The 18,413-nt window shown below is 74.2% G+C and carries 17 protein-coding genes and 3 pseudogenes; 13 read left to right on the forward strand and 7 right to left on the reverse strand.

The annotated features are described in order from the left end of the window. Positions 1-60 precede the first annotated feature (60 nt). On the reverse strand, positions 61-642 hold the full coding sequence (locus EDD39_RS37235; protein ID WP_162870340.1) for a DUF4352 domain-containing protein: 582 nt from the start codon (positions 640-642) through the stop codon (positions 61-63). 321 nt (positions 643-963) lie between these two features. Next, positions 964-1,227, reverse strand: a complete 264-nt coding sequence (locus EDD39_RS37240; RefSeq protein WP_123563979.1) for a hypothetical protein — start codon at positions 1,225-1,227, stop codon at positions 964-966. A 607-nt stretch (positions 1,228-1,834) separates the two neighbouring features. On the opposite strand from EDD39_RS37240, the gene EDD39_RS37245 reads away from it, so the two are divergent. Further along, positions 1,835-2,770 (forward strand): MerR family transcriptional regulator, encoded by a 936-nt coding sequence (locus EDD39_RS37245; protein WP_123563980.1) that lies wholly within the window; start codon positions 1,835-1,837, stop codon positions 2,768-2,770. Between the two features lie 157 nt (positions 2,771-2,927). Further along, the gene (locus tag EDD39_RS37250; protein ID WP_123563981.1) at positions 2,928-4,100 is read left to right on the forward strand and encodes an alpha/beta hydrolase family protein; all 1,173 of its coding nucleotides are present in this window, start codon (positions 2,928-2,930) and stop codon (positions 4,098-4,100) included. A 103-nt stretch (positions 4,101-4,203) separates the two neighbouring features. Here the strand turns inward: EDD39_RS37250 and EDD39_RS37255 are convergent, their stop codons facing one another. Beyond that, complete coding sequence (locus EDD39_RS37255) at positions 4,204-4,443, reverse strand: hypothetical protein (RefSeq protein ID WP_123563982.1); 240 nt, start codon at positions 4,441-4,443, stop codon at positions 4,204-4,206. A 229-nt stretch (positions 4,444-4,672) separates the two neighbouring features. After that, the gene (locus EDD39_RS37260; protein ID WP_341869368.1) at positions 4,673-5,245 is read right to left on the reverse strand and encodes a winged helix-turn-helix domain-containing protein; all 573 of its coding nucleotides are present in this window, start codon (positions 5,243-5,245) and stop codon (positions 4,673-4,675) included. A gap of 54 nt (positions 5,246-5,299) precedes the next feature. Here EDD39_RS37260 and def point away from each other — a divergent pair, with 54 nt between their 5' ends. The 10 genes and pseudogenes from def to ligD all read left to right on the forward strand — a co-directional run bounded on the left by def (position 5,300) and on the right by ligD (position 13,916). Then, complete coding sequence (def, locus tag EDD39_RS37265; protein WP_123563984.1) at positions 5,300-5,992, forward strand: peptide deformylase; 693 nt, start codon at positions 5,300-5,302, stop codon at positions 5,990-5,992. Between the two features lie 412 nt (positions 5,993-6,404). Next, positions 6,405-6,800: pseudogene (locus EDD39_RS37270) on the forward strand (IS701 family transposase); the annotation flags it as partial. Positions 6,801-7,079: 279 nt separating this feature from the next. Next, positions 7,080-7,580: a hypothetical protein gene (locus EDD39_RS37275; RefSeq protein WP_123563985.1), complete on the forward strand. Its 501-nt coding sequence runs from the start codon at positions 7,080-7,082 to the stop codon at positions 7,578-7,580. A gap of 93 nt (positions 7,581-7,673) precedes the next feature. Then, positions 7,674-7,967, forward strand: coding sequence for a hypothetical protein (locus EDD39_RS37280; protein ID WP_123563986.1), 294 nt, complete (start codon positions 7,674-7,676; stop codon positions 7,965-7,967). 35 nt (positions 7,968-8,002) lie between these two features. Continuing rightward, positions 8,003-8,638, forward strand: a complete 636-nt coding sequence (locus tag EDD39_RS37285) for a flavodoxin family protein (protein WP_208765772.1) — start codon at positions 8,003-8,005, stop codon at positions 8,636-8,638. A 217-nt stretch (positions 8,639-8,855) separates the two neighbouring features. Next, positions 8,856-9,149: pseudogene (locus EDD39_RS42850) on the forward strand (STAS domain-containing protein); the annotation flags it as partial. Between the two features lie 324 nt (positions 9,150-9,473). Further along, a complete protein-coding gene (locus tag EDD39_RS37290; RefSeq protein ID WP_148089605.1) occupies positions 9,474-10,739 on the forward strand; it encodes a cytochrome P450 in 1,266 nt (421 codons plus the stop codon). Between the two features lie 168 nt (positions 10,740-10,907). Then, a complete protein-coding gene (locus tag EDD39_RS37295) occupies positions 10,908-11,804 on the forward strand; it encodes an SDR family oxidoreductase (RefSeq protein ID WP_123563988.1) in 897 nt (298 codons plus the stop codon). Between the two features lie 86 nt (positions 11,805-11,890). Further along, a complete protein-coding gene (locus EDD39_RS37300) occupies positions 11,891-12,895 on the forward strand; it encodes a DNA topoisomerase IB (protein ID WP_123563989.1) in 1,005 nt (334 codons plus the stop codon). 121 nt (positions 12,896-13,016) lie between these two features. Then, complete coding sequence (gene ligD / locus EDD39_RS37305) at positions 13,017-13,916, forward strand: non-homologous end-joining DNA ligase (protein WP_123563990.1); 900 nt, start codon at positions 13,017-13,019, stop codon at positions 13,914-13,916. A 34-nt stretch (positions 13,917-13,950) separates the two neighbouring features. Here ligD and guaD read toward each other — a convergent pair whose 3' ends face one another. Together guaD and EDD39_RS37315 are read right to left on the reverse strand one after the other, a co-directional pair. After that, positions 13,951-15,297 carry a guanine deaminase gene (gene guaD / locus EDD39_RS37310; RefSeq protein WP_123563991.1) on the reverse strand — a complete coding sequence of 449 codons (1,347 nt, stop codon included), beginning with the start codon at positions 15,295-15,297 and terminating at the stop codon, positions 13,951-13,953. A gap of 124 nt (positions 15,298-15,421) precedes the next feature. Then, positions 15,422-15,895 (reverse strand): hemerythrin domain-containing protein, encoded by a 474-nt coding sequence (locus tag EDD39_RS37315; RefSeq protein WP_123563992.1) that lies wholly within the window; start codon positions 15,893-15,895, stop codon positions 15,422-15,424. 1,078 nt (positions 15,896-16,973) lie between these two features. Between EDD39_RS37315 and EDD39_RS37325 the strand changes: the two are divergent. Further along, a pseudogene (locus EDD39_RS37325) lies at positions 16,974-17,357 on the forward strand (transposase); the annotation flags it as partial. Here the strand turns inward: EDD39_RS37325 and EDD39_RS37330 are convergent. Continuing rightward, the gene (locus EDD39_RS37330; protein WP_123563995.1) at positions 17,332-18,255 is read right to left on the reverse strand and encodes an alpha/beta hydrolase; all 924 of its coding nucleotides are present in this window, start codon (positions 18,253-18,255) and stop codon (positions 17,332-17,334) included. The pseudogene EDD39_RS37325 and the gene EDD39_RS37330 overlap by 26 nt on opposite strands. Positions 18,256-18,413: the final 158 nt, after the last annotated feature.

Here is an 18,413-nt window from a genome sequence, read left to right on the forward strand (position 1 = left end):
CGTAGGCGATCGTGGCGTACGCGCCCAGGTCCCTCGGGTGCAGCACCTGGGCGCCTACGCTCAGCTGGGCGGGAGTTGCAGGACGAACAGCGGTGCCTGCCCCGTGATCTCGTACTGAAGCTGCCCGCCCCTGGCCGGCACATCGAACACGGCCGTTCCCGTGACGTGCTGGCCGGGCTGGACGGTCGAGTCGAGGCTCTCCGTGCCGGGCGTGACGTCTGGCACCAGGACTGCGGTGTCGCGGACGGCCTGACCGTCCGGCGACACCCACACGAGGTTCGGGCTGTTGAACAGGCCGGGGGACGCACCGGTGTTGGCCACCGTCAGCGAGACGAGGGCGTACACGCCCCGGTTCGGGATCGCTGGGCTGCTGCCCGTCCTGACGATCGAGGAGCGGTACTCCACTCCGTCGAGCGTCACCTCCAGCGTGGTGCCCTCCTCCCCCGCGTACTGGCTGTGGAAGCTCGCCGTGTTGCCCACACCCACCGGAGAGGCCACGGGCGTGACGGACGGCCCCGACGCCCCGGCCGCGGAGCTCACGCCCTCCTTGCCCGCCGTGAACGCCGCCTTGCTGCCGCCCGACGACGAGCACCCCGCCGCCGCAACCACCACCAGCCCTGCCGCGACCACGATCCGCGCCACCTGGTGTCCCGTACGCCCGACTGCCCGCATGAACGCTCCTGACGACGAGTGGGCCTGCTGGTCACAGCATCGGCAACGGCACCACTGCCCGCTCGTCCGGAACCGGCGTCCGGGCGCCGCCGCGACCAGCGCGTCCGCCTCCGGCCCCTGGCCGCCCGGGACTCCGGCAGCACGTGCACGCCCCCGGCACCGCGCTGACCCCCCACGCTGCGCCTACCGGGCGGCCGTTCGCTCTACGAGCCGGACGACACCGGCCGGTGGACCTGGCGGGGTGACACCCCGTAGACCGCCGCCCCCGCGCAGGGCGCCGCTGCCCGGGCGTCAGGGCCGCCCTGCGGCGTCCTCGGTGTTGAGGTCGGCGCCGACCTCGCCCAGGAGATGGAGCAGCGCGGGCACGCTGATGTGCCTGGCGGCCCCGGTGACGGCGGCGGCCCGGGCGGAGGCGTGGAGCGCCCTGCCGGCGGCGGGGGTGTCCAGGCCCTGGCCGGCCAGGACGGTGTGGACCGCGGTGGTGATCTCCTCCCGCAGCATGGGCGGGATCAGCGCGGCGGAGGCAGGGCCGAGCTCGGAAGCGGAGTGCCTCATGCCGTCAACCCTGGCACGGCACCCGCTGGTTCGGCGTCGGCCGGGGTGTACAACCCGGACGTCACCCGGTCGACCGTCCAGCCCACGAGTCGGCGGCCCGGTGCGGCGGGGGGCCCGGCCTCAGGGGGAGTCGGCCGGGCCCTCGTCCGCCGCACCCAGCGCCTGCCCCGGGAGAGCGCCTTCATGCTCCTTGCTGGACGCCGGGCGCGACAGGGCTCCGACGGACGCCGGCTACCAGTGGCGCCGAACCCCTGCGCGTAGAGCGTCGGCAGTGCCACGTCGAGGGGACGGAAGAGAGCAGCGAGCAGTTGCTCGCGCGCCGGGTCCACGGTGCCGACCTCGGCGAGGGCCCCGGCCCGTGGCCGGGCTGTTGCGCCGTCGCCACTTCGTCCACGCCGCCCGCCTGCTGCGGGCGCTCGCCGAGTCCGTCGCCCTGGTCGAGCCGGATGCGGAGCCTGGCATCTGGCCTTGACCCGGCGTCAGGGGAGTGGCGGCGGCAGGTGTGCGGCCGTCGGCGGTCAGGGGCGGGTGCCATGGTGGTTTTCGACGGCAGGCGTTTCCCGGAGGGGGTTGCATCTCCCCCGGGGGGAGGCGCGAGGGTGGGGCCATGGAAGGCGACACGCTCTACTCGATCGGTGAACTGGCCCAGCGGACCGGCCTGACGGTCAAGACCATCCGGTTCTACTCCGATCGCGGGATCGTGGCGCCGACGCAACGGAGCCCGGCGGGCCACCGCCGCTACGACACTGCTGCCGCCGCGCGCCTGGAGCTCGTGCGGACCCTGCGGGAACTGGGCCTGGACCTGCCCACGATCCGCAAGGTCGCCGAGCTTGACCTTCCGCTGCCCGAGGTGGCCGCGGCCCACGCCGAGGCGCTGGCGGTGCAGATCCGCGTCCTGCGCCTGCGGCACGCCGTGCTCACGGTGGTGGCCGAGCGCGGGCTGACCCCCGAGGAGGCCGATGTCATGCACCAGCTCGCCCGACTGACCGAGGAGGAACGCCGCGGCCTCGTCGAGGACTTCCTCCACGCCGTCTTCGACGGCCTCGACGGGAACCGCGCATTCGCGGGGGTGAGGCGCTCGATGACCCCCGAACCGCCCGCCGACCCCGCAGCGGAACAGGCCCGGGCCTGGGTGGAGTGGGCCGAACTGGCCCTGGACCCCGACTTCCGGGCCGGCATGCGACGCACGGCACAGGACCTGGCGGCCGACATGGCGCAGGACGGCGCCACCGGCCCGCGCCGCGACTTCACCGCCACCGTCCGCGACCTGGCCGCCCCGGCCGTGGCAGCGTGGATCGACCCGGCCTCACCCGAAGCCGACCCCGTCGTCGCAGCAATCGCCGCCCACTACGCACACCTGCGCACCCACCATGCCGACGCCGCGCTGCGCCACCGGCTGCTGCGGCGGCTGGAGAGGGCGCACGACCCGCGCCGGGACCGGCACGCCCGACTGCTCGCGGTGATCAACGGCTGGCCCGCTCCGCAGCCCCTGTCGCCCGTGCTCGGCTGGTCCCTCGCCGCCGTGCGCGCGCGGCTTCGCTGACGGCCTGCCGACGGCAGGCCCCTGCCCCGGCTGCGTCCGCGCTTCTCTGCGGGTTCCCCGTAGGGGCTGCGTGCCGGCGACCGGTCCGCCCTCCGGTCCACCCCCTACACCGCTGAGCCGACGTCAGCTCCCCTGGAAGGAACGTACGGTCACGCCCATGACCAGAATCCGCCCCGCCGCTGCGGCGGCCGCCCTGCTGCTCGCCCTGCCGCCGGTCGCCGCCGCCGCCTCACCCGCGGGGGCCGCCCCGGCCGTCGCCGCCTCCACCGCCGCCCCGGCCGCGGTCCGGGCCGAACTGCCGCACCCCACCGGCCCGTACGCGGTCGGGCAGGACGTCCTGGAGCTCGTCGACCGGGACCGGCCCGACCCGTGGGTGCCCTCGGCGGGCCCGCGCCGGCTGATGGTGTCGGTGTACTACCCGGCCAAGGCGGGCACCGGCAACCCGGCCCCCTACATGACCCCCGGCGCGGCCCGGATGCTGCTGGACGCCAAGCTGCCGGGCAACACCATCCCCACCGACGCGCTCACCGCCACCCGGACCTGGGCCGAGACCGGGGCCCGCCCCGCGCCCGGCCGCTACCCGCTGGTGCTCCTCTCACCCGGTTTCACCATGCCCCGCACCTCGCTGACCGGCCTCGCCGAGGACCTGACCAGCCACGGCTACGTCGTCGCGCTGATCGACCACACCTACGAGAACACCGGGACCACCTTCCCCGACGGGAGCACGCTCCCGTGCGTCGAGTGCGGGCAGCTCAGGAGCCCGGAGGACTGGGCGGGCCTGGACCGCAGCCGAGCCCGCGACGTCTCCTTCGTCATCGACCGGCTGACCGCCCACCCCCACCCCGCCTGGCGCTACACCCGCATGATCGACCCGGACCGGATCGGCACGGCCGGCCACTCCGCGGGCGGTGCGGCCGCCGTCCCCGCCCTCCTCGCCGACGACCGGATCCGGGCCGGCGCGGACCTGGACGGCACCATGGACGTCCCGGTGCCCGCCACCGGCCTCGGCGGAAAGCCGTTCCTGATGATCGGACACCCCCTGCCGGACGGCGCCGAGGACACCAGCTGGACCGAGAGCTGGCCCCGCCTCGACGGCTGGAAACGCTGGCTGACCGTCACCGGCACCAACCACGCCTCGTTCACCGACTTCCCCGTCCTCCTCGACGCCCTCGGCCTCCCCGACGCCGACCGCACCCTCCCCGCCGCGCGCGCCCTCCAGCTCACCCGCACCTACGCCACGGCCTTCTTCGACCTGCACCTCAAGGGCCTCGCCCAGCCGCTCCTCGACGGGCCGACCCCGCAGAACCCGGAGGTCTCCTTCCACCCGTAGACACCCGCCCCGCCGCCCAGGCCGGACACCTCCTCCTGTTCACCGTCTCGGCCCGCCTCCACGGCGGCCTGTGACCCCGGTTCGGACCTCGGCGTCCAAGTGCTCAGGGGCGGGCCGAGCAGAGCAGCTCGGCGGCCGCGGCGGGCACCGCGGCCGCCTCGCACAGCAGCAACAGCCGGACAGTGGCCGGCCGGGAGCCGGGCCCGGTGGTGAAGGGGATCGGCGCGGTCGGCCCGGTCTTCAGGCCGGCGGCCGGACACCGGGAGCGGACGAGGTGGTCCTTGAACTCCCCGTCGGTGCAGAACAGCTGGCGGCCGCGGGGGTCGGCGGCCCGCCCGGCCACCGCCTTCCTCGCACTGCTCGGTGCTGACAGCCGGCAGCAGGTGCCCCACCGATTCGGACGCGGACGACGGGCCGGCTCCGAGCGGGTGACGGATCTCCGGGGCGGCTCGGTGCCCGCCCGGGCCGTCCGCCGAGAGGGGCGAACTCAACCGGGACCGCTCCGCGATCGCGGAGCGGTGCGTGTTCCTGGTGAGTGCCACGCGGGCGTTGATCGCCGTCGGCGACGGCTGCTACCGGGACGCGTCCGGCAGGAGCGGGAAGAGCCGGGTGACGGCGGCGACCGGCCGGGCGTCGGCCGGTCGGGTGGCCGGGTCGGCCTCGCGGTGCTGGAAGCCGGCGAGCAGGCGGCGCACCGAGTCGGCGACTTGGGTCAGCTCGTCGGGTGTCAGGTAGACCACCGAGCTGAAGGCCTCGTCCTGCTGCCACAGCGGCTCGGCCCGGTCGCGATGGGCCAGCCAGCGCCGGTAGCTCTCGTCCTCCAGCCGCCGTGCCAGCCGGTCGAAGTCGTTGCCCGGCGTCGCTGCTTGCGGCTGGTCGACGCCGGCCTGCCGCAGCCGCCAGGGGCGGGCGCGGCCGCCGTTGACGGGGACCGGCTCGATCACGCCGTGGCGGGCCAACTGGCGCAGGTGGAACGAGCAGAGGCCGGAGCTGTAGCCGAGCCGCTGCGCCGCCAGCGTGGCCGTCACCGTGCCCTCGGCCTCGAACAGCCGCAGCAGCGCGGTGCGCACCTCGTGGTCGGGTAGTGCGGCAGAGGCCGCGCGGGGGGCGGGGGCTGCGAGGTCCTCGCTCACTTCTTCAGTCACTTTGCAAAGCCTGCTACTTTGCAAAGTCTGTTCGCAAGCATGGAGGGGCGGCCAATGGGAGATGTGCATGAGGGCTTCGACCGGCCCGGCGCCAGCGCGAGGGTGCTGGTGCAAGGACAGCCGGTGGAGGGATACCCGGCGCTGCCGCCGGAGGTCGGGCGCGGTTCGGTGCTGCGGGTCACCGAGATCGGGGAGGAGATTCTGCACCGGCCGAGCCGTCCGGCCGACGCCGAGTTCGGGACGCCGGAGCTGGCCATGCTGGTCGACGACATGTTCGCCACCATGTACATCGCCGCCGGTGCGGGCCTGGCGGCCAATCAAGTCGGTGTCGACCTGAGGCTGTTCGTCTGGGACTGCATGGACGAGGACGGGGTCCGGCACGTTGGCCACATCCTCAACCCGGTGGTCGAGGAGGACACCACGCGCGGGCGCCGGCTGATCGAGGACGTCGAGGGCTGCCTCTCCGTGCCGGGTGCCACCGTGGACGTCGCCCGGCCGGCGCGCTCCGTGGTGCACGGCTACGACAAGGACGGAAAGCCGCTCACCATCGAGGGGTTCGGCTACTTCGCCCGCTGCCTGCAGCACGAGGCCGACCACCTGGAGGGCCGGCTGTACGTCGACCGGCTCGCCAAGCGGGACCGCAAGGACGCCTTGCGGCAGATGGCGGACCGCCGCGACGCGGTGTTCGCCGAGCGGCGGATCCTCACCGATAAACTGTTGGCCGGGCGGGCCCCGGAGGTCGGCTAGTACTCCGGCTGTGGACCGTGATCACGTAGCGAGACTGCATCTCGGGCGGTCCGCCACGTGATCGGTCGGGTCAGCGGATCATGCCCGAAAGGTCCAGTTGCTCCATGCGCTCCAGGCACCGGCCGATCTCGATACCCAGGTCGTCGGCGCTCAGGGAAAGTCCTCGGGTCCCGTAGACCGCAGTTCCTCGGCGTTCCCCGTGTCATCCATCACGATCCGCTCCCCGCCGGCACCGTTGGCCGAGTCTTCGACAGCCCGCCTCACGCCCGCATGGTTCTACCTGGCGGACGCTTCCGGAGACGGAGACGATCACCATTGATCATCGTCAGTTGTGCGGACAGACGAAGACCAGCCGACGGCCGTGGGCGACAGCGTAGACCTCGCCCAGTGGCAGCATGTTTTTGAGGGTCTGATGGGCCGGGTAGCAGGCCGGTTCTCCCGAGTGGGGCCTCGTCGCCGGGCGCGGGCATTCGTGCTGGGCCTGCTCGCGGACCTGCCGAGGAAGAACTGCTGGACGATCGCCGAGCATGCCGGTGACACGAGCCCGGCCGGTATGCAGCACCTGCTGAGCCGGGCGTCCTGGGATGCTGACCAGGTCCGCGACGACCTCCGCGACTTCGTGGTCGACAACCTCGGGGACGAGAACCCCGTCCTGGTCGTGGATGAGACAGGCGACCTGAAGAAGGGCATCGCCACAGTGGGCGTGCAGCGCCAGTACACGGGTACCGCAGGGCGGATCGAGAATTCCCAGGTGGCCGTCTACCTCGTCTACGCCACCAGCGCCGGTCACGCCGCCATCGACCCGGAAGGGTTCCCGCGCACGCCCGCCCCCGTCCCCGAGGCCCTGCGCCGCCTCATGCGGCTCGTCACCGCCCAGCAGGGCGACCGCCTGCGGGACGACGCCACCGCGCTGCTCACCGCCCGGCACCCCGCCGACCTGGTCGGCTGGCGGCCCCACCGGGGCGGACGGGGGATTGCGGACGCGCTCCCGGGGAAACCGCGCGGCACGACGGAACGCACGGCACCTCCGTAGAGGATCAGGACCGGGCGCGGCCGCGCCCCGACGACGCGAGAGACGGACACGCCCATGACCGCACCGCCCACCAGCCACCGCCTGCTCGCCATCTACCTGAACGACCACCTGGCCGGTGCCGAAGCGGCCGCCCGGCGGACCCGCCGGACCGCCGACGCCCACCCAGACCCGGACGAAGGGCGCGTGCTCCGGCAGCTGGCCGCGGACATCGCCTGCGACACGGCGTCCCTGCGCCGGGTGATGCGGGAGCTCGGCGTCCCCGAACGGCGCTTCCACGCCTGGCTGGGACGGTTCGGCGAACTCGCGGGCCTGCTCAAACCGAACGGCACCCTGCTGCGCCGCTCCCCGCTGACCGATCTGGTCGAGCTTGAGGCCCTGCGGCTCGGCGTCGTCGGCAAGCGCCAGCTCTGGAGCGCCCTGGCCGAACTCTTCGGCGACGATCCCCGCGTCGACCGGACCCGGCTCGACGAACTCGCCGACCGGGCCGACCAGCAGGCCCGGTTGCTGGAGGAGCTCCGCCTGCGGGCCGCCGGGGTGCTGACCGGCCGCCCGTGACCGCGGCGGGCGACCGCGGGCGTTTCGGCCGCGACGGCACGGGCAGCCGCCGCACGGGGAGGGCGTGCACCGATCGATCCTGCGGAGGAACCCGTGAACACCCAGGACACCCCGGCCGAGCGGGGGCCGGAAGAGACCGCCTCGACGCCCCGCCTGCACGACAACCCGCCCGTCCACGGACAGGACGCCCAGGCGCCGGAAGAGGGCGACGGCCGGCACGGATGGCACGACGCGGACGGCACGCCCTACCCGGGCGACCGCGAGCCGGCCGGAGCCGCGCCGCCCCGCACGGACGGGGAAACCGCCCGGGAGGCCGCTCCCGACGGGGCCGGAACCGACGAGCACGACCCCACCGGACACGGCCGTCCGGGAGCCGGAGCGCCCTGACGCCGCCCGGGTGAACCCAGCCTCCCCGCGGCCTCGTGCTCCGGCGTGCGGGGTACGCGCCGACCAAGCGCGCACTCATCGTCAACTGCACCCTCAAGCCCTCACCCGCTCCGTCGAACACCGAGGCGCTGGCCGCCGTGGTGGTCGCCGAACTCGCCTCCCTCGGCGTGGAGGCGGACACCGTCCGCGCCGTCGACCTCGACCTCAGGCCCGGGGTGAAGACCGACATGGGCGACGGCGACCAGTGGCCCGGCGTCCACGACAAGCTGCTGGCCGCCGACATCCTGGTCGTCGCCTCGCCCACCTGGGTCGGCCGCCCCTCCTCGATCGCCCAGCGAGTGCTGGAGCGCATGGACGCGATGGTCTCCGAGACCGACGAGGACGGCCGGCCCGCCGCCGCCGGAAAGGTCGCGGGGGTCGTCGTCACCGGCAACGAGGACGGCGCCCACCACGTCATCAGCGAGATCTGCGGCGCCCTGGTGGACATCGGCTACACGATCCCCGCCCAGGCCTGGACGTACTGGCACCTGGGACCCGGACCCGGCCCCGACTACCTCGACGACGACAAGGGCCACGAGTGGGCCCACACCACCGGCCGCACCATGGCCCGCAACCTCCACCACGTCGCCACCGCCCTCACCACCCGCCCCTGGCCCGCCCCCGCACAGTGACGCCGCAGGCGCCCGGCCGTCCGCACCGTCCCGGGGACGGGACGACGGGGCGCCGCCCCACCGGGTAGGTGCCGGATGAGGCCCGGGACGGACGGGGGAGCACCTGCGTACGGCCCTGCGCCGTACGCGGGAAAGAGGTCCCGGGGACACCGGGCCGCTCCTCCGGAGCCGGTGACAACCGCACGGGACGGTCGTCCCGTCGAAGGGGGGGCGGATCGTGCCCGCCGCAGCACCATCGCACCGACCCGCGCAGGAGCAGTCCGCCAGGACCTCGTTCGAGGCCGTCAGAGCGGACACCTCGCTGACGGCGGCCGTCCTGCACCTGACGGGCGAGGCCGACCACGACGCCCGCGACCTCCTCGAAGCGGCACTGGCCGAGGCGGTCGCCGCAGGGCCGGCCCCGCCCCTCGTCGGCCTCGCCCCGCTCACCTTCTGCGACCCAGCCTGCCTCAACGCCCTGCTCCAGGCCCACGCGGACGCGGAAGCCGCCGAAGTCTGGATGGTCCTGGTCGGCGCAGGCCCCCCAACTGCTCCACCTGCTGGCGGTGACCGGCGCCGACGAGGTCCTCACCGTCCGACCCCACCTGCGCGCCACCCGCCCCGAGCCCGCCACCACGCCCCCGTCCCGGGGGGCCAGCCGGACGGGGCGGGGCTCCGGGCGGCTGACCGAGCACGTCGGTGGGTCATCGCCGGGCCGCGCGGCGAGGGTTTCCTTCCGATGGCGAGGCGCGGCCAGCACGGCGTCGAGGGTGGGGAGAGCCTTGGCTCCGGCTCGGCCCTGCCGCCGTCCGGGGGCTTCCGGTTTCCGGGTCACCGGCCCGGGCACCCGAGGTCCATGGACCGACACCGGCGTTCCCCCTGGACGGACAGTTCCCTGTCACTGCTGGCACGCGGCTACGCCTGGCTGCCCGACCTGCGCCGCCACCACCCGGGGCCGGTGGCGCGCGCACGGCTCATGGGCCGTCCGGCGGTCGCCCTGCACGGCCCGGAAGCGGTGCGCTTCTTCTACGACGAACGGCACGTCGTCCGCGACGGCGCACTGCCCGAGCCGGTGAAGAGCACCCTGTTCGGGCACGGGGCCGTCCACTCCCTGGACGGAGCCGTTCACCGCCTGCGCAAGGCGATGTTCCTCTCGCTTCTCGCCGATCCCGACCGGGTCCGCTCGCTCGTCCGCGCCGTCGAAACGGTCTGGGACGCGTCCGTGCCCGCCTGGGCGGAGCAGCCCCGCGTCGTCCTGCTCGACGAGGCCGCCCGGGTGCTCACCGAAGGCGTCTGCCGCTGGGCCGGCGTCCCGCTGTCCGACGGCGACGCCGAGCCGTTCGCCCGGGACCTGGTCGCCATGGTCGACGGTTTCGCGACGCCCGGCCCGCGGCACTGGCGCGGCCGCTCGGCCCGCCGGCGCCGGGAAGCCCGGCTCGCCCGCCTGGTGAACGGGGTGCGGGAGGGGGCGGTGGAAGTGCCGACCGACTGCGCCGTCGCGGTGATCGCCCGGCACCGCGACGCGGACGGCGAACTGCTGGCGCCGCGCGTGGCGGCGGTCGAGCTGCTGAACGTCCTTCGCCCGACCGTCGCCGTCTGCTGGTTCACGGCCTTCGTCGGACACGCACTGCACCGCTGGCCCGAGAACCGCGACCGGCTCGCCGGGGACGACGGACCGTACGCCGCGGCGTTCGCCCAGGAGGTCCGCCGCTTCTACCCGTTCGCGCCCTTCGTGGGCGGCCGGGCCGCGGCCGACCTCACCTTCGGGGACGAGCCCGTCGGCAAGGGCACCCTGGTGCTGCTCGACCTGTACGGGCAGAACCACGACCCCGCGCTGTGGGACGACCCGTACGCGTTTCGCCCCGACCGGTTCCTCTCCCGACCCGGCGACCTCGACCTGCTGGTGCCCCAAGGCGGCGGCGACCCCGCCACCGGGCACCGCTGCCCCGGCGAAGCGGTCGTCGTCGGGCTGCTGGAGACCCTCGCCCGGCGACTCGCGCGACTGGAGTACACCGTCCCGGACCAGGACCTCACCATCAGCCTCGCCCGGATGATCGCCCGTCCGAGCAGCGGCTTCGTCCTCGAACCCGCCCGGCCCTCCGGGCCGCTCCACGCTTCCTGAAAGGCAGGACACCCCCATGACCTCCGCGCAGCACCGCACCGCGCAGGCGCCGACCGCAGGCCACCTCGCGCCACCGACCGCTCCCACCGGGTGCTCCCGGGAGGAGAAAGCCCTGAGCCGCCCCGGAGGGCGGCGCCAGGCGGACACCTCCGGACCGGGGGTCGGTCGATGACCCGCGACCAGTTCACCCCGAACGACCCCACCGAGCAGTACCCGAAGCCCGACTTCGCCGAGCAGCAACAGCCCCACCCCGGGCGCAGCGCCGAGATGGATCCGGAACCGGACCACGGCGAGGACACCTACCGCGGCGCAGGCCGCCTGACCGACCGGGTCGCACTGATCACCGGCGCGGACTCCGGCATCGGCCGGGCCGTCGCGCTCGCGTTCGCCCGCGAGGGCGCCGACGTGGCGTTCTGCCACCTCCCGGCGGAGGAGGCTGACGCGCAGGAGACCGTCCGGCTGGTCCGGGACGCCGGTCGGCGCGCACTGGCCGTGGGCGGCGACGTGCGGGACGAGCGGTTCTGCACCGACCTGGTGGCCCGCTGCGTCGACGGGCTCGGCGGCCTCGACGTGCTCGTCAACAACGCCGCCTACCAGATGTCCCAGCCGGACGGGCTCGCCGCCATCACCACCGAGCAGTTCGACCGGGTGGTGAAGACCAACCTCTACGCGATGTTCTGGCTGTGCCGGGCGGCGCTGCCGCACCTGCGGCCGGGGTCGTCGATCATCAACACCGCGTCCGTCCAGGGCTACAAACCCAGCCCGCACCTGCTGGACTACGCGGCCACCAAGGGCGCCATCGTCACGTTCACCCAGGGGCTTGCGCAGCAACTCGCCCCCGAGGGCGTCCGGGTCAACGCCGTTGCCCCGGGCCCGGTGTGGACGCCGCTGATCCCCGCGACGATGGACGCCGACAAGGTGGCCGGATTCGGGAAGCAGTCACCGCTGGGACGCCCCGCCCAGCCCGCCGAAATGGCACCCGCCTACGTCTTCCTCGCCTCGCCGGAGGCGAGTTACATCACCGGCGAGATCGTCAACGCCACCGGCGGCACCCCCCTGCCCTGACCGCCCGGAACCGGGCGGCGCGCCCCGCGCCGCGCTCGGACGGCCGTGGTTCGGACGGCCGTGTCCACCACGAAGGGACTCCGTCCATGCGCCTCAGGACCAGCGACCCCCACGGGCCCGGGTACCGGCGGGTGCGACACGGCAGGGGCTTCCGGTACCTCGCCCCGGACGGACGGCCGGTGACCGAGAAGGAGCGCGCCCGGCTCAAGGCCCTGGCGGTGCCGCCCGCCTGGACCGACGTCTGGATCTGCCCGCACCCCGACGGCCACCTCCAAGCCGTCGGCACGGACGCGGCCGGCCGCCGCCAGTACCTCTACCACCCGGCGTTCCGGGCCCGGCGGGACGAGGCCAAGCACGAGCGCGTCGTGGAGGTGGCCGGGTGCCTCCCGAAACTGCGCGCCGCCGTTGAGCGGGACCTCGCGGCGCGCGGACTGGGCCGCGAACGGGTGCTGGCGTGCGCCGTCCGCCTGCTGGACCTGGGCCTCTTCCGGATCGGCTCCGACGCCTACGCCCGCGACAACGGCTCCTACGGCCTGACCACCGTCCTGCGCTCGCACGTCACCCTGGCCCGCGGCGAGGTCCGCTTCGACTACCCCGCCAAGTCCGGCCGACGGCGGGTCGCGGCCCTCGCCGACCCGCCGACCCGCGCCGTGGTCCGCTCCCTGCTGCGCAGCCGTCACCCGGGCGAGCGGCTGCTGGTCCACCGGGAGGGCCGTTCGTGGCGCGAGGTGCACGGGAGCGACCTCAACGCGTACCTGCGCGAGACCGGCGGAACGGACCTCACCGCCAAGGACTTCCGCACCTGGAACGCCACCGTCCTCGCGGCGGTCGGCCTCGCCGTCTCGCGGCCGGCCGCCGAGAAGTCCGAAGCCGCCCGGCGACGGGCGGTCGCCCGGGTGGTCCGGGAGGTCGCCGACCACTTGGGCAACACCCCGGCCGTCTGCCGGGCCTCCTACATCAACCCGCGGCTGGTCGAACTGTTCGACGAGGGCGTCACCATCGCCCCGGCCCTCGACGGACTCGGCAGCGACGGCGGGCCGATCGCCACCCACGGCCCGGTCGAGGACGCGGTCCGCGCACTCCTCTCCTGACGGGGCGCACGCCCGGCCGGGCCCGGCCGGCGGTCCGGGCCCGGAACCCGCGCGGCCGCGCCCCGACGGTGTCGGGCCCTCCCGGCCGGGCATACGACCAGCGCACCGGTGAGGAGGCGCCATGACCACCACCGACCTGCACGTGAACGGCCGGACCGTCGAGATCGAACGGGCCGACAAGGAGCTCTTCCCCGACGAAGGCATCACCAAGGCCGACCTCGCCGACCACTACCGCAAGGTCGGCCGGCGCATCCTGCCGCACCTGCGCGACCGGCCACTGATGCTGGAGCGCTACCCCGACGGCATCGACGGCATTCGACTCGTCCAGAAGGACACCCCCGGGTACTTCCCCGACTGGGTCCGCCGCAGCGAACTGCCCAAGGAGGGCGGGACGGTCCACTACCCGCTCTGCGACGACCTGGCGACCCTGCTCTACCTGGTCGGCCAGGCCTGCGTCACCCCGCACCGTTGGCTCTCCAAGGCCGACCGGCCCGACCACCCCGACCGGCTGGTCTTCGACCTCGACCCGCCGACCGAGGACTTCGAACCCGCCCGGGAGGCCGCCCGGCTGCTGCGCCCGCTGCTCGACGAACTCGGCCTGCCGGCCACCCTGATGACCACCGGTTCCCGCGGTCTGCACGTGACGGTCCCCCTCGACCGCCGGGCCCCCTTCGACGAAGTCCGCTCCTTCGCCCGGGACGTGGCGGACCTGCTCGCCGCCCGCCACCCCGACCGGCTCACCACCGCGGCCCGCAGACAGGCCCGCGGAGGACGGCTCTACCTCGACCTCCAGCGCAACGGCCACGGCCAGACCACCGTGACCCCCTACGCGGTCCGCGCCCTGCCCGGCGCCCCCGTCGCCGCGCCGCTGAACTGGGAGGAACTGGACGACCCCGCCCTCACGGCCCGGCGGTGGACCATCGCCACCGTCGACGAGCTCCTCGCCGCCGCCGACCCCTGGGCGGCACCGGCCCGCGGCCGCTCGCTGGCCGCCGCACGCCGGCGCCTGGAGAAGCTCTGACCACCGCCCGGGACGGCCCCGGCCCCTTCCGGCTTCAGGCCGGGGCGGCGGATGAGGGGGCGTCGCGGTCGTGGGCGAGGGCGCCGGCGACGTAGGTGGCGCGGACGGCCCGGTCGTCGCCCAACACGGCGAGGACGAACAGCAGTTCCTCGACGTCCTCGGCCCGCGCGGTGCGCCGCGCCAACAGCGGGGTGGCCTTCGGGTCCAGGACCACGAAGTCGGCCTCGTGGCCGGGTTCCAGCGAGCCGACCGTCCCCTCCAGGCCCATCGCCTGCGCGCCGCCGCGGGTGGCGAGGTGGAACGCCTCCACCGCGTCCAGCGGGTAGCCGGTGAGCTTGGCGACCTTGTGGGCCTCGTTCATGGTCGCCAGCATCGAGAAGCTCGTCCCCGCGCCGACGTCCGTGCCCAGGCCGACGCGCACCGGCCGGGCCGGGTCCTTGGCGTCGCGCACGCGGAACAGGCCGCTGCCGAGGAACAGGTTGGAGGTGGGGCAGTGCGAGAGCGCCGTCCCGGTCTCGGAGCAGCGCGCCCGCTCCCGCCCGCCCAGGTGGACGCCGTGGGCGAGCACCGCGCGCGGGCCCAGCAGCCCGTAGTGGTCGTAGACGTCCAGGTAGCCGCTCCGGTCCGGGAACAGCGAACGGACCCGGGCCACCTCGTCGGTGCTCTCCGAGACGTGCGTGTGCACCAGCGTCCCCGGGTGCTCCCGCCACAGGGCCCCGGCCGCCTCCAACTGCTCGGGGGTGCTGGTGGGGGCGAAGCGCGGAGTGATCGCGTAGAGGTTGCGCCCCTTGCCGTGCCAGCGGGCGATCAGCGCCGCGGAGTCCTCGTAGCCGCTGCGCACGGTGTCCAGCAGCGCGTCGGGGGCGTCCCGGTCCATCAGCACCTTCCCCGCCGCGATCCGCAGCCCGCGCCGGGACGCCTCCCGGAACAGGGCGTCCACCGATTGCGGATGCACCGTGCAGAAGGCCAGCGCGGTGGTGGTGCCGTTGCGCAGCAACTCGTCGCAGAACGCGGAAGCGGTGCCGGCGGCGTACCGGGCGTCGGCGAAGCGCTGCTCCTCGGCGAAGGCGTAGTGGTCCAGCCAGTCGTCGAGCCGCGAGCCGAACGCGGCGATGATCCCGGTCTGCGCGTAGTGGACGTGGGTGTCGACGAACCCGGCGCTGATGACGTGGTCCGGGTAGTGCGTCGGCACGACGCCCGCGCGGAGCCGGCCGCGCAGGGCGGCGTGGTCGCCGATCGCGGTGATCCTCCCGTCCTCGCAGATCAGCAGGCCGTCGGGCTCGTGGACGAAGGCGTCCTGACGTCCGCTCAGGAACGGATCGCCGCGGAACCAGACCATCCGCCCGCGCACCGCCGTCGTCCCCCGCGCTCCGAGTGCCATGGAGGAGTATTCCCACGGCGGCTCGCGGGCGGTCAAACAGCCGCGCCCGGCAACGGTCGGCGACGACGGGCCCGAGCGCCGCGGGCCGCGGGCGAGACGGTCGGTGGGGGAGCGGCTCAGGCGGTCACGCGCCGGCGCTGGGTACCTGGAGCGGGTCGTTCGGCGCGGTGGCCCTGGCGGCCTCCATCTGCTCGCCGAGTTCGGTCAGGCGGTTGCGGCCCATGGCCTTGCGGACCTCGGGGAACCACTCCTGCTCCTCCTCCTCGACGTGGTGGCGGACGTTCTCCATCAGCACCGTCATCTTGGCGTCGAAGCGCTCGTCCGCCGGGTCCAGTCCGGCCAGTTCGGCGAGCATCCAGAGCACGACGTGGTGCTCCTCGACGCTCTCCAGCACGTGGTCGGTGGTGTCCGGCACGGCTTCCCGCGCGGCCGGGTAGAAGATCTTCTCCTCGATCCAGGTGTGCACGGTGAGTTCCCGGATCACCTGGTCGGCGATGTCCCGCTTGTGCTTGTGCGCCCTTTCCCCCGCCTTCTCGAACTCCTTGAACAGCTTCTCCACTGTCTTGTGGTCGTCCTTCAACAGCACGATGGCGTCCATCGCAAATCCTCTCGGTGGGGTGCGGCGCGCCCCGCGGTGAGGTGCGGGGACGTCAGCGGCGGCAAGGAGCGGAACACGGGTCCGCATACCCGGCAAAGCCGGGTCAATCCATCGGAGCCGTGCGAAATCTCCGCTCGGCCGACTGCCCGGTCCTACGATCGGGCAGCCGGGGTGGGACCGGGGCAGGAGGGGTGGGGCCGCGCCGGGCGGTCGCGCGGGAAGGGCGGTGCGCGGTGGACGGTTCGCTGGTGCTCGACAGCGCGGACGTGGCCGACACGCAGGAGTTCCTGCCGACGGCGCACACGCCGATGAGCATCGGGGGCCCGGTGCACGACGCCCGGGTGCGCATCGGTCGCCGCGCGGCCGGCCCGATGGCGACGGGACCGCCTCGACCTCGGCTACACGATGGCCTACGACGCCCGCGAGCTGGGCCGGGTCTGCCTGATCAGCATGCACGACGGCACGCTCGCCGACCTGACCGACGGCCGCGAGGAGGTCTACGGACCGGGGAAGACCTTCTAGCTCGCCCCGCCCGACCGGCCCTACGGGGCGAGGTCCGCGCAGCCCGCTACACCATCGCGCTCTTCGACACCGCGCTGCTCGACGCCGTCGCCCCCGCCCCCGCCACCGGCGACGGGCGGCCGCTGCGCCTGACCGGGGACCGCCCGGTGACGCCGACCACGAACCGGCAGCTCGCCGCCGCCATCGCCTACGTCCGCGACCACGCCCTCGACGACATCGCCCTCGACCCCGGCGGGCTGCTGGCGGGCACCGCCCGCCCGGCACCTGGCCGCCGCCCTCGCCGCGCTGCCGCACACCGGGCGGAGCGCCCACCACCGGGCCGACAGCACCGACGCCACGCCGGACACGGTCCGCCGGGCGTTGGCCTACGTCGACGCGCACGCGGACCGGGACATCGCCCTCGCCGACATCGCCGCGGCCGCGTACGTCACCCCGCGTGCCCCGCAGTACGCCTTCCGCCGCCACCTGGGCACCACCCCCCTGGCACCCCCCTGGCGCACCTGCGCCGCGTGCGGCTGGACGCCGCCCACCGGGAGCTGCTCGCCGCCCGGCCGGAGACCACCCGCGGATCGAGAGGTTCTGGGCCGATCAGGGCTTCGCCGGCCGCCTGGTGGAGTGGACCGCCCGGATCCTGGGCCGCGAGCTCGACATCGTCCGCAAGGCCCCCGGCCAGCGCGGCTTCCAGGTCCAGCCCAAGCGCTGGGCGATCGGGCGGACGTTCTCGTGGCTCACCGCCCACCGCCGCCTCGCCCGCGACTACGAGACCAGCCCCGCCCACTCCGAGACCATGATCCGCTGGGCGATGACCGGCATCATGGTCCGCCGACTCACCCGCGGCCGCCCCGCCACCCGACCAGGCCCGCGACCGCTCTCACCCACCGATCCACAAGATCTCAAAGGCGGTCTGAGACCCTTCAGCCGGTGGCGAGTGCGGTGGTGAAGAAGTCGGTGAGCTTGTCGACGGCGGGATCGATGTACTCCTGCTTGTCGTAGAGGTCGACGTGGCTCGCGCCCTTGATCCAGTGGATCTCCTTGGGGCCGGTGGCGCGCTGGTGGGCTTCGACGGCTATCCACGCGGTGACGGCACGCTCGCCGATGATCTGGAGCATGGGGCGGGGGCCGATCAGCGGGACGGCGAGGAAGGCGTCGCTGGCCGCCATCTTGTCGATGCTCTCCCAGGCGAGTGTCTTGGCGGAGCGCTCGTGATGGCCGCGCGCCGTGCAGTAGTACTCGAACCCTTCGACTGCGTGCTGCCCGCCGAGCGCACGTGCCTGCTCGGCGGTTTCCGGGAAGACGGCCATCGCGCCGGCATCGCCGCCTCGTGCGGCGGCGCTGCGGGCCGCGGCGGCGGCGTCCAGAAGGGACCGGAAGACGGCCGGGTCCTGGGTGCCGTCGGCTCCGAGACGGAACTGGCGGGCGGGCTCGGCGGTGGACACCGTGGCGACGGCCTTGACGCGTTGGTCGCCGCCGGTGGCGGCCAGGGAGTAGCTGCCGGAGGCGCAGATGCCCAGCAAGCCGATGCGGTCGGCGTCGACTTCCTCGCGGGTGGTGAGGTAGGAGACCGCTGCCTTGAAGTCCTCGATGCGCTGGGCGGGGTCCTCCAGGCCGCGCGGCACCCCGCCTGATTCCCCTTGGTAGGCGGCGTCGAAGGCCAGAGTGACAAAACCCTGCTCGGCCATCCGCTGGGCGTAGGTGCCGGAGGTCTGCTCCTTCACGCCGGTGCCGGGGTGACCGACGACGAGTGCCGGCCGCCGGCCCGGTCCCGGGGTGTCGGGCGTGTACAGATGGGCGGCGATCGGGATGCCGGCGCTGTCGAAGCTGACGGTGGTCCTGGACACGGGGGTCTCCCTGGAACGGTGGCGACGTGGCAGAAGGCACCGGCCGGAACGGAGCGGGAAGCCGCACTCCGGCCGGGCACAGGTCCACCATCCGGCTGCTTCTGCCCGAGCGGGAGAGCCAGGTTTCTGCCTGGGAAAGAACTTGCCCCCCCACCGGT

The sequence above is a fragment of the Kitasatospora cineracea genome, assembly GCF_003751605.1.
Lineage (GTDB): Bacteria > Actinomycetota > Actinomycetes > Streptomycetales > Streptomycetaceae > Kitasatospora > Kitasatospora cineracea.

Coding starts and splice junctions, on each gene's coding strand:
- EDD39_RS37240 (WP_123563979.1), bottom strand. CDS start 1,227: ATGAGGCACTCCGCTTCCGAGCTCGGCCCTGCCTCCGCCGCGCTGATC.
- EDD39_RS37245 (WP_123563980.1), top strand. CDS start 1,835: ATGGAAGGCGACACGCTCTACTCGATCGGTGAACTGGCCCAGCGGACC.
- EDD39_RS37250 (WP_123563981.1), top strand. CDS start 2,928: ATGACCAGAATCCGCCCCGCCGCTGCGGCGGCCGCCCTGCTGCTCGCC.
- def (WP_123563984.1), top strand. CDS start 5,300: ATGGGAGATGTGCATGAGGGCTTCGACCGGCCCGGCGCCAGCGCGAGG.
- EDD39_RS37275 (WP_123563985.1), top strand. CDS start 7,080: ATGACCGCACCGCCCACCAGCCACCGCCTGCTCGCCATCTACCTGAAC.
- EDD39_RS37290 (WP_148089605.1), top strand. CDS start 9,474: ATGGACCGACACCGGCGTTCCCCCTGGACGGACAGTTCCCTGTCACTG.
- EDD39_RS37295 (WP_123563988.1), top strand. CDS start 10,908: ATGACCCGCGACCAGTTCACCCCGAACGACCCCACCGAGCAGTACCCG.
- EDD39_RS37300 (WP_123563989.1), top strand. CDS start 11,891: ATGCGCCTCAGGACCAGCGACCCCCACGGGCCCGGGTACCGGCGGGTG.
- ligD (WP_123563990.1), top strand. CDS start 13,017: ATGACCACCACCGACCTGCACGTGAACGGCCGGACCGTCGAGATCGAA.
- guaD (WP_123563991.1), bottom strand. CDS start 15,297: ATGGCACTCGGAGCGCGGGGGACGACGGCGGTGCGCGGGCGGATGGTC.
- EDD39_RS37315 (WP_123563992.1), bottom strand. CDS start 15,895: ATGGACGCCATCGTGCTGTTGAAGGACGACCACAAGACAGTGGAGAAG.